Below are 8,794 nucleotides of genomic sequence, written 5' to 3' on the forward strand. Positions count from 1 at the left end.
ACTTGGAGCAGCCCGAGACAGCTGTTACCAACACCGATACAGCAAGCATAAATCCAAGTCTGGTACGCATCGCATTTCAATAATCCAAAGCCTTTGACTAAGCAACTACGAGCTTGGCGTGCCAGCCGCAGCGTAACCTTGTGTGACTGCTAAGTTCCGCGACAAGGCTTTCGGCGCTCGTGCTCCCTCGTTAGCTGGTGTCGCAAAAGTCGGTTGCTAAATTCTAGCTTTTTGGTACATATTTGCGACATGCTGATCGGCTACGCACGTGTGTCCACCGATGACCAAGATCTCCGGCTGCAACGCGCCGCGTTGAAGGAGGCCGGATGCAAGCGGACGTTCGAGGAAAAGGTGTCGGGCGCGAAGCGTGACCGACCCGAGCTGGCCAAGATGATTGAGCAACTGCGCGACAACGACACCGTGGTGGTGACGCGGCTCGACCGACTGGCGCGCTCCACTCGCGACCTGCTCGACATAGCCGAGAAGCTAAAAGAGGCCAGCGCGGGCCTCCGCTCGCTGGCCGACCCCTGGGCTGATACGACCTCACCAGCAGGTCGCATGGTGCTGACCGTGTTCGCCGGCATCGCCGAGTTCGAGCGCGAGCTGATCCACCAGCGCACCAGCAGCGGGCGGGTAGCGGCGAAGGCGAGGGGGGTACGCTTTGGCCGCCCGCCCAAGCTCACCCCCGATCAGATCGCGCTTGGCGAATGGTTAGTAAGCGAAGGCACATCGGTGCGCGAAGCCGCCAAGCTACTCAAATGCCATCATGCCACGCTTTATCGGGCGCTGACCGCCGCGGCGCTGGCTTCGTGATGCCGGGCGCTCCGCAACCTGGTGCTTCGGAAGGGAAGGCCTGATGCCGATCCGCCCCGAGCACGTATTTCTGTACCCGATCGACTGGCCGCAGCTGTCGCATCATGTGCGCTTCGTGCGGGCAGGGGGCTGCTGTGAGCATTGCGGGCGCCCCCATGGGCAGAGGATATTTCACCTCCGGGACGGACGATGGTGGGACCGGAAACGGCATTGCTGGCGCAACGGGCAGGGTCGCCGCGTGCGAGAGCCGACGGAGAACATCCTGGCCCACGGTGCCTGGACACCGGTAGTGCTGGCCTGCGCTCACCTCAACCATGACCCCAGCGACAGCGCGCTCCATCAGTTGGCGGCATTGTGCCAGCGCTGCCACATGATCCATGACGGTCCGGAGCATCGGCGTCGGCGCTGGATGAACGCTCACTACCGACGCGCACTCGGCGACCTCTTCTATGGCCCATATCCCATGTGGGGCGCCGACTGGATCACGCCCACGCCGATCAGTATGCTCGATGGTAGCCCATCGCTATATTCTTGGATGCGGTGACAAGTCGCCACCCCTTAAACGGATCAATTGTCAGTGCTTTGCTGGGGTTACGCTCATATCTCGTGAGCAATCAAACCCGCCGGGCCTCTGCCCGTCAGGGTATGCACACTTGGCTGGCCTTTTTGCCCTGCGAAGTAGGATGGGTGCCACGCCCTTTCACAAAACCTGCGACGACTATCGCGCAGCAGCTCAACCATTTCCCCAACCGAAGGCATGACGATCTCCGACGTGGCGCGGGCGGAGCATCGGTTACGCCATGTCAGCTGCTACCGCACCGCTCTCCCTACGGGACCCTCTTTTGACATATTTCCCGCCCGCTAAACGGACAATGTTAAAAGTAGTCACTCACATGAGTCGAGGATTGATAAACCTTGTTTTACCTTTTTCCTTAGGATAGGCCAGCCATAGATTTAAATAGGAGCCGCTCATCCCGGACCGACGTGCCATTGTTACCTTCAAGGGCCGGCGCGCGGGTCTGCTCAGGGAGGTCGGACCGGACACACGCTTCGTCTATGATGAAGGCTGGGACCAAGAGATTGCGTGCGCGCTGCCAATAGGCAGGCGCGAGCATTTCTGGCGCGGCGGCCTCATCCCCTTTTTCGAGCATCTCGGCCCCGAGGGCTGGCTGCGCGGACGCCAGGCTCGTGCGGGAGGCACCCCCGCCCAGGACGATTTCGGCCTGCTGCTGAATTATGGCGCGGACTGTATAGGGGCAGTCGGAATCCTCCCAGAGGAGGAAACCAACGTCCATACCCTCCCCGATGCCGATCCAGTCGAGGAGGCGGCAACGGCGCCGGGCCGCACCCTTTCGGGCGTGCAAAAAAAGTGGCTCGTCTATCGCGGCGAGCAAGGCTTCCAGCCCGCACAGAAGCTCGATCAGCTTGCTACTCATATTGCAAAGTTCAACCGCGCCGACCAGCCAACGCTCGTCCAGAACGAGAATCTGTCGCTCGTCCTTGCCCGCGAAGTGCTTGGAAAGGACGAGATCACCGCCGCTGCGCTTGACACGGTCCGGGGCGAGGAAGGGATCGCGCTGATCGTCGAGCGGTTTGATCGGCTAGGCCAAGTCCGCCTCAGGCTTGAGGACTTCGCCCAGATCCTCGAGCGCCCCCGCGGCCGCGAGTTCGACGGCAAATATAATTCGAGCTACGAGGAGGCGGCGAGCGTCATACAGCGCTATTCGTCGCGGGCATTGATCGATCTCAGCCGCTTCTTCAGGCTCGTCGTTTTCAACCTCGTCATCGGCAACGCCGATGCGCATCTCAAGAACTTCTCGCTGCTCGAACGCGCCGAAGGGCTGCGGCTGAGCCCCGCCTATGACCTGCTTAACACGCTCGTCTATCCGCAATACGATAGCATCGTCGCACTCGCGATCGAAGGCGAGAAGCGTCCGTTTGACACGCTGCACCGCGATCTTATCGCTGCGTTCGGCGTGTCGATCGGCTTGCAGCCGCGTGTTGTGGCAACTAGCCTTGGCCAGCTGAGAAAGCGCTTCGCCAGTACGGCGACGCTGGACTTCCCGGCGTATGTCCAGCCGGACGATTTTCGCATCCGCTACCGGGACGTGGTCGCCGCCAATGCCGAAAGGATTCTCGGATGACCGAGTGGCCAATCGATTGGCGCGCCGTAGTCGACGAGGCGGTGCGCCGCCGCAAGCGCGAGGGCCTCTCGCAGCGAACGCTTGCCGAGCTCGCCGGCGTCAGCGCTCCGACCGTAAATTCGTTTGAGCAGGGCGACACAACCCTGCGCTTCGCCGGGATCGTCGCGATCCTCCAAGTGCTCGGCATGTTCGTGCATGCCGGCGATGCCGACGCCCTGGAGAGCTTCGTATATAATGCGCGCCGCCGCTGGGAGGAGCTCGTCGCTCCGCTGCCCGACGACCACGCATCGCGGCAACCGCTCGGGTTCAGCGAGCAGGCCTATGCGCTCGGCGGAGTCGCTCCAGTGGGATCGCCGAAGCAGCTGCGAGACCTGCTCTCCAGCCTGCCGGTAACCTCGGGCTGGTCGCCATTCTGGGTACCCACGCGCCAGGCGATCCGGCCGACGGTCGAGGACGGTCAGGTAGAATGCTGGCTAGGCTTGCCCGACGCCGACCGCTTCTTCAACGATCCCGCTCACAGCGACTTCTGGCGAGTGCGCAAGGACGGATTTGCATATCTTCACCGCGGGTTCCAGGAGGACGGACCCGACAATCTTGAGCCCGGCACGATCTTCGACATCACGCTACCGATCTGGCGGACTGCCGAGGTGCTGATCCACGCCGCCAATCTCGCCCGCGCGCTGCACGGGAGTGGCGAGACTACCGTCCATTTCCGGGCGAGCTATTCGGGCTTGGAAGGCCGCGAGCTGCTGAGCTGGGCGAAGCCCAGGGGTAGGCTTGGGTCAGACGGACGCTACCGCGCGCGCAGCACGCGTGTCGACCTTGAGGTACTGACCGATGTCGACAAGATCGACGCCGAACTCGATGTCGTGATCGAAGAGATCCTTACACCCCTATATGAACGCTTCAACGGATTCGAACTGCCAGAGGAACTAGTGAGCATCGAACTTGCAGAACTGCGGCGGCAGCCTGGGTTTGGGCTTCCCCGGCATTGATGCGGAGTCGTCGTCGGAGCCAAGGAGAGAATGCTTCGAAGGTAAACTACACCTTTGCCCTTCGTGGAAGAACCCGAATGAACGCACCTAGGCGCGGGAACACCCTGCCAGCCTTTATGGATCTGTATGGGCCGCACCTCCAACCCGACACAACAGTTAACGGCACTACACTTCAGCCGCGGAACCCCATAGACAGACATCCGGAACGCACTGCCCGCATCCTGACTTCAGCCGTTTGTTCGGCTATCGTGTCAGTCGATCATCCGGGGAACGGCCATCCGCAGTCCTCGGAAGAGTGTGAGCCCAGCTAGTAGTCATCTGCCGCGCTCGTGTGGCGCCGGCGCAAACTCAAATCGCCAACATTTAGCGTTGCTAGCCGTGGAATAGCATATTCCGCCCTTTCCGAGCCCTCTCCAACGATGCCTCTCTCGGGGGACCTGACTGGCATGAACGTTGCACGACACGAAACATCAGCCTGACGGCTAATTTAGATGCTAATTAGGAGGCAGCTATGCTCAACTGAAATTCGTGAGGTGAGCTCGTCGAGCTCACCTCCCAACCGGCTTAACTTACTAACCCGACATGCAGAGCCGGATTGATGGTGAGTGGGAAGTCTTCTCCCCGCATTTGCACCTCAGCTTGCATCCTCTTCATATTGTACCGGTAGTCGTAGATGAAGCGCGACGATCCCCCGCCGTCGTCAATGCCGAGAAGGCCGTACCACATCATAAGACTCAGCGCCGACTCCGCAACTTCAGGCGAATATCCAGCGCTCCTGAATCGTTCAAGGAGCCTACTACGCTTCTCGCGTTCCTCAGATCCGATGAGGCTGTAGAGTATATCGCTAGATATACCCGACACATCCCTCATTTCGAACCCAAAGTCGTCAACGAGAGATAAGGAGTGCTGACGGACTGAGTCAACGCAGTCGTCTTCGAGTACCTCCCGACGCCCTCTGTTGATTGCGTTTGCAATTGCGCCTTCGATCAAATCAATGAGAAAGCGCGGCCTCATTAAGCAGTGATCAACAAAGTACTCGAAGCTTTCTTGTGAACCGACCGTTCGCGGGAACACGCGATGCCACAACTCTGTCATCGAGGAACGTTTGTCATTAAGACCTTCTTGCAGTCTTCGATAGATCACCAGCGCGAGTTTGGCCCTATCTGTCCAGTCAATTGACACTTGGCCCGACTTACCTCGGTCTGGAGTTTGGTCCATAACCAAGTCGTAGATGTCATGTCTAATGAACACAATTGACTGGAACACGCGGCCTTTTGTCGAAAAGTCATTCCTGACTTTATCTAAAGCCTCGATAAGTAGACGGACGATAGTAATATCGTCTTTCTGAACCCCAGTTGCGGGCCATCCCTTATCTATGCCATCAAATAGGAATTTAATAGCTGACTTTCCTGAGGTATGTTCGATGATTAGGTCGCGGATTTTGCTAATGCCACTTCTAAATACAAGGTTTGTTACTTGGTTTACCGACACGGGTTTGCTTCCACGGGCGGCATCCTTAAGCTCGCGGGCAATAATTGTGGTTAGCCGGGCGAGGCGGGTCGTGAAGTCACCCGGCTCAAGAATACTATATTCGAGAAAGACTTCCTCAATCGCGCGCATCTGACCTAGCACTCGACCGTCAAAGCGGGAAGTGGCTTCTAGTCGCCGATAAATATGAAGCAACGTCTCTGAAAGGGTTACGAAATACCAGAACGCCGCTATTGTATGTTCGAAAACGCCCGCGCCAGCGGTAGATATAATCTGCTCGCGGAATGTGCTGAGTTGGTGCGATTCCGGCTTCAAATCGACGTTCAAGCTCGACTTTCGATTTCTGCCCGCATCCCTCACCTGGAAGAAAATTGCGGATTTTCCTGAACCCTTTCGACCAGTTATAACGTTTACCTCGCCCCTTGCTGCGCGCAGGTACTCGGACGTTTCTACAAAATAAGAGTTAAGATCTCTAAACTCGTTTTCAGCCGCGGACGAACCCAAGGAAAGGTTTTGGAGTATTGACCTGTCATTCCGGCGACTAATTGTAGGGATCTCTTGGGCGCTTATGATCGCCTCTGAGCAGAAGGCGGAAACCTGATCAGAAATCCGATTGCGGTCTACAGCTACAACTATGTTATCATTGTAGTCGGCCGGCCCGTTTTCGTCCCGTTGATCCGTGATAAGCAACACGTGCCTACCTAGGCCGACGGCTAGCCCCGCAACCAAGGCGCCGCGAAGGTTATGCCGCTCGGCATCATCTACGTGACTGCTAGGAAAGGGATAACTACGCCGGACGAACTGCTAACCTCTGCGATAAGTTGGACAACCGAAATTCGTGAATTTTCAAGAGGATCGAAGCTGCGATAGTGAGAGCGGGATTGCTTGATTGATGATACGACCGCGTTTCTGAAGTCGGTCTTTCGAAGTGTATCGACTAGATATACAGGCTGCGAGTAGTTAATATCGCTCGAATACAAGTCTAACAGTCTGTTCTGAGGTGTATCTAAGATTATTCTTGAGAGCTGCTCGCTGTTTTCATAAGTTTCATAGCCAATGTTAGCAAAAAGCCCAAGACTTCGTGTTGAATCTGTCGCATTGGCGAAAGAGGTATTAACGATGGGTGCAAAGGTCTTACCATGACCGATTGCATAGCCAATTTCATAGTAGACGTTTAGGTTGGGACGCGTCACGTCGGCGTAGAAGTGGGTAGCAGCATCAATTTGTGATCTAACTTCGTCGGGAATATTAGCACCGAAGGTCGGCATTGAGGGCCAAGCTATTATGCCGCCATGAGTCTGGTTGAGGGTAGTCGCTGCCTGCGTTATTGGCGCAGCAAGATCGGCGGGCATGCCGGGATATGCTATGAAGGCGCTGTGAGTTCTTGAAGCCATTGTCCCCCCGCAATCTGTCGAACCTGAGTGGTTCGCTGCAACGAACTATAGGCACAAGGAGCGTTGGTGGCACCCATCGAAAACCGCTCATCCGGATCAATATCTCCGAGACGGCAGTGGACAATTAACATCTATCTTCGCTTGCCAAAGGAAAGAGGAGCCCAAACCCTAGAAGGGATACGTCGAGGATTGATTTCAAGCTGCATGCCATGCTGGCTGAGCTTTGCCGGTTAAATGCGAGGCTTAATAGCAGCGAGCGTGGTTAACGCCATTCAAAGCGCATGTGCAGCCGGGCAATCTACTGCACCGCAAGGTCGTAGTTTCTGCCGTTCCAGCCTCTCGAGCGGCACGAAAACTTGGCTGCCAACGTCCTGCCGACCGCCTTCTTCACGTCAACCTCGTTCGTTCCCGTTATAACAGCTACGCCCTTCGCCAACTCACCGATGTTCATGCCGTCCTTACTCCTTGGTTGATCCCATGCTCGTAGCCCACTGCGGGTTGGGAGCAACTCTGGAGCACGAGCCGATCAGCAGGATCAACCGAGAGGAAAGTAGGCCTTTTTCAACGGTCTCGAGCGGTTGTGATGCTCGCTGAAAGCGTTGCGGCACTGTCTATGGGCGGAGGAGATGCCTGAAGCGATAGCTTCCGTTGGCGGCTCGCATCGCGTTTGTGATCGCGTCTCACCGCAACGCGTGATCGGCATCCGATAGAGTGCCGAACAAAGCGTAACATGTTGATTGACGGTTTGTAACTGTTGCATCAGTCTGCGACCTAAGGGAGAGAGCCTGATGTCACTTGGAGACCGGATGAAGGCGTGGCGTGCCGCTCAGCGAGAACGCCTGGGAGGCATGGAGAATTTCAGCATCTGGATGCCGAAACGCCATGCGCCATTCCTAAAGAAGATATTCGAAAAGCTCGCTGATCCCAGCTCGCGCGGGGATGACTATCGGCTTACGGTCAGCGGTTGGCTTCGTAGCCGCCGGGCTCCAGCATATGTTTTCTCCGGCACGAATTTCTCCTGCGAAATCGACCTGCCATTCCTCGGCCCCCATTGGCATATGCGTCCCGCGGGAGGCCGAGTTTACGGCTCCTATGAGACGTGGGTGGAGATGACCCCCAATGAAGCGGATGAGCTGAAATTGGTGTTGAAGTCCGCCGTCTCCTCAAAATTGGAGGAGTGGTTGCTAGAGCGAGAGCTTTTAGGAAAGCTCGTCGACCATGTCGGAGTGACTCTCCATCCGGATTTTGCCCAACCCGGTTACAGACCACGAGATGGAGATAGCTTGCATCGACCGCTCGGCGACGAGGCATTCGAAAACAACGAGGCTAAGATAGCACGTGAGGTCGAGCGCGAAGCCCATCAATCTCGGCTGCACCCAACGGACGACCCGACAGTCGTATATTATGACGGCGCCTGGAATATTCCAAGTCGGTGCCACGCCATACACGGCCGCTACGACAATCGAATCCTGTTTGCTTTGGTTCATATCCCCTTCGGGGGAACATCTCCGACGAATATGATTGAAGATCTAAGCGCGGAAATGTGGAAGCGCTTCTATCCGACAGAAAAATTCGACGCGATAGATTGGTTTGATTGTCACACGATGCCGTTCGATGGAAAAACCGTCTCAATAAATCTTGTCGATCTTAGGGGGGGTAGCCCGTCCTGGAGCTTCGCGGATGTCGATAATCTTCCTCCCGACTTTGTCGCTGCCATCAATGATGCCGTGCGCAGGGATCAGGAAATTGCTGACGCCGATACACCAGCTCGGGTGAGAGCGCGCTGATCGCAAAATCTGGGCAAGCAGGACGGAGCAACGATGACCAGGGCATCCAAGATCGGCGTGGCCTGCTTCGCGCTCATCGCGCTGTTTGGCACCCCGACCCTCATCTTTCCGCTGGTCTGCGGCATATCCCGGCTCGGTTATGCGCCGGCGAACCCAGTGCCACCCTGGTGGTG

General features: G+C 57.0%; 6 protein-coding genes and 1 pseudogene. 5 read left to right on the forward strand and 2 right to left on the reverse strand.

Annotation, left to right across the window (positions count from 1 at the left end; genetic code table 11):
• The first annotated feature begins 249 nt into the window (after nt 1-249).
• The 4 genes and pseudogenes from AC07M8_RS19335 (at nt 250) to AC07M8_RS19350 (ending at nt 3,952) form a co-directional block, all read left to right on the forward strand.
• Nucleotides 250-813: a recombinase family protein gene (locus tag AC07M8_RS19335; RefSeq protein WP_495175855.1), complete on the forward strand. Its 564-nt coding sequence runs from the start codon at nt 250-252 to the stop codon at nt 811-813.
• A 1,019-nt stretch (nt 814-1,832) separates the two neighbouring features.
• Nucleotides 1,833-2,021, forward strand: a pseudogene (locus tag AC07M8_RS19340) (HipA N-terminal domain-containing protein); the annotation flags it as partial.
• Between the two features lie 150 nt (nt 2,022-2,171).
• A complete protein-coding gene (locus AC07M8_RS19345) occupies nt 2,172-2,957 on the forward strand; it encodes a HipA domain-containing protein (RefSeq protein WP_495175856.1) in 786 nt (261 codons plus the stop codon).
• Nucleotides 2,954-3,952, forward strand: coding sequence for a helix-turn-helix domain-containing protein (locus AC07M8_RS19350; protein ID WP_495175857.1), 999 nt, complete (start codon nt 2,954-2,956; stop codon nt 3,950-3,952). Before AC07M8_RS19345 ends, AC07M8_RS19350 begins: the two co-directional genes overlap by 4 nt.
• Before the next feature lie 564 nt (nt 3,953-4,516).
• Here the strand turns inward: AC07M8_RS19350 and AC07M8_RS19355 are convergent.
• Together AC07M8_RS19355 and AC07M8_RS19360 are read right to left on the reverse strand one after the other, a co-directional pair.
• Nucleotides 4,517-6,130: a P-loop ATPase, Sll1717 family gene (locus AC07M8_RS19355; protein ID WP_495175858.1), complete on the reverse strand. Its 1,614-nt coding sequence runs from the start codon at nt 6,128-6,130 to the stop codon at nt 4,517-4,519.
• A 71-nt stretch (nt 6,131-6,201) separates the two neighbouring features.
• Nucleotides 6,202-6,792, reverse strand: coding sequence for a hypothetical protein (locus tag AC07M8_RS19360; RefSeq protein ID WP_495175859.1), 591 nt, complete (start codon nt 6,790-6,792; stop codon nt 6,202-6,204).
• 830 nt (nt 6,793-7,622) lie between these two features.
• On the opposite strand from AC07M8_RS19360, the gene AC07M8_RS19365 reads away from it, so the two are divergent.
• A complete protein-coding gene (locus AC07M8_RS19365) occupies nt 7,623-8,621 on the forward strand; it encodes a hypothetical protein (protein WP_495175860.1) in 999 nt (332 codons plus the stop codon).
• The last annotated feature ends 173 nt before the right edge of the window (nt 8,622-8,794 follow it).

The organism is Sphingomonas sp. GW821-FHT09E03, from assembly GCF_059416225.1.

Bases quoted from the DNA above. Each gene is read 5' to 3' on its own strand.
- AC07M8_RS19335 (WP_495175855.1), top strand. From the start codon at position 250: ATGCTGATCGGCTACGCACGTGTGTCCACCGATGACCAAGATCTCCGG.
- AC07M8_RS19350 (WP_495175857.1), top strand. From the start codon at position 2,954: ATGACCGAGTGGCCAATCGATTGGCGCGCCGTAGTCGACGAGGCGGTG.
- AC07M8_RS19360 (WP_495175859.1), bottom strand. From the start codon at position 6,792: ATGCCCGCCGATCTTGCTGCGCCAATAACGCAGGCAGCGACTACCCTC.
- AC07M8_RS19365 (WP_495175860.1), top strand. From the start codon at position 7,623: ATGTCACTTGGAGACCGGATGAAGGCGTGGCGTGCCGCTCAGCGAGAA.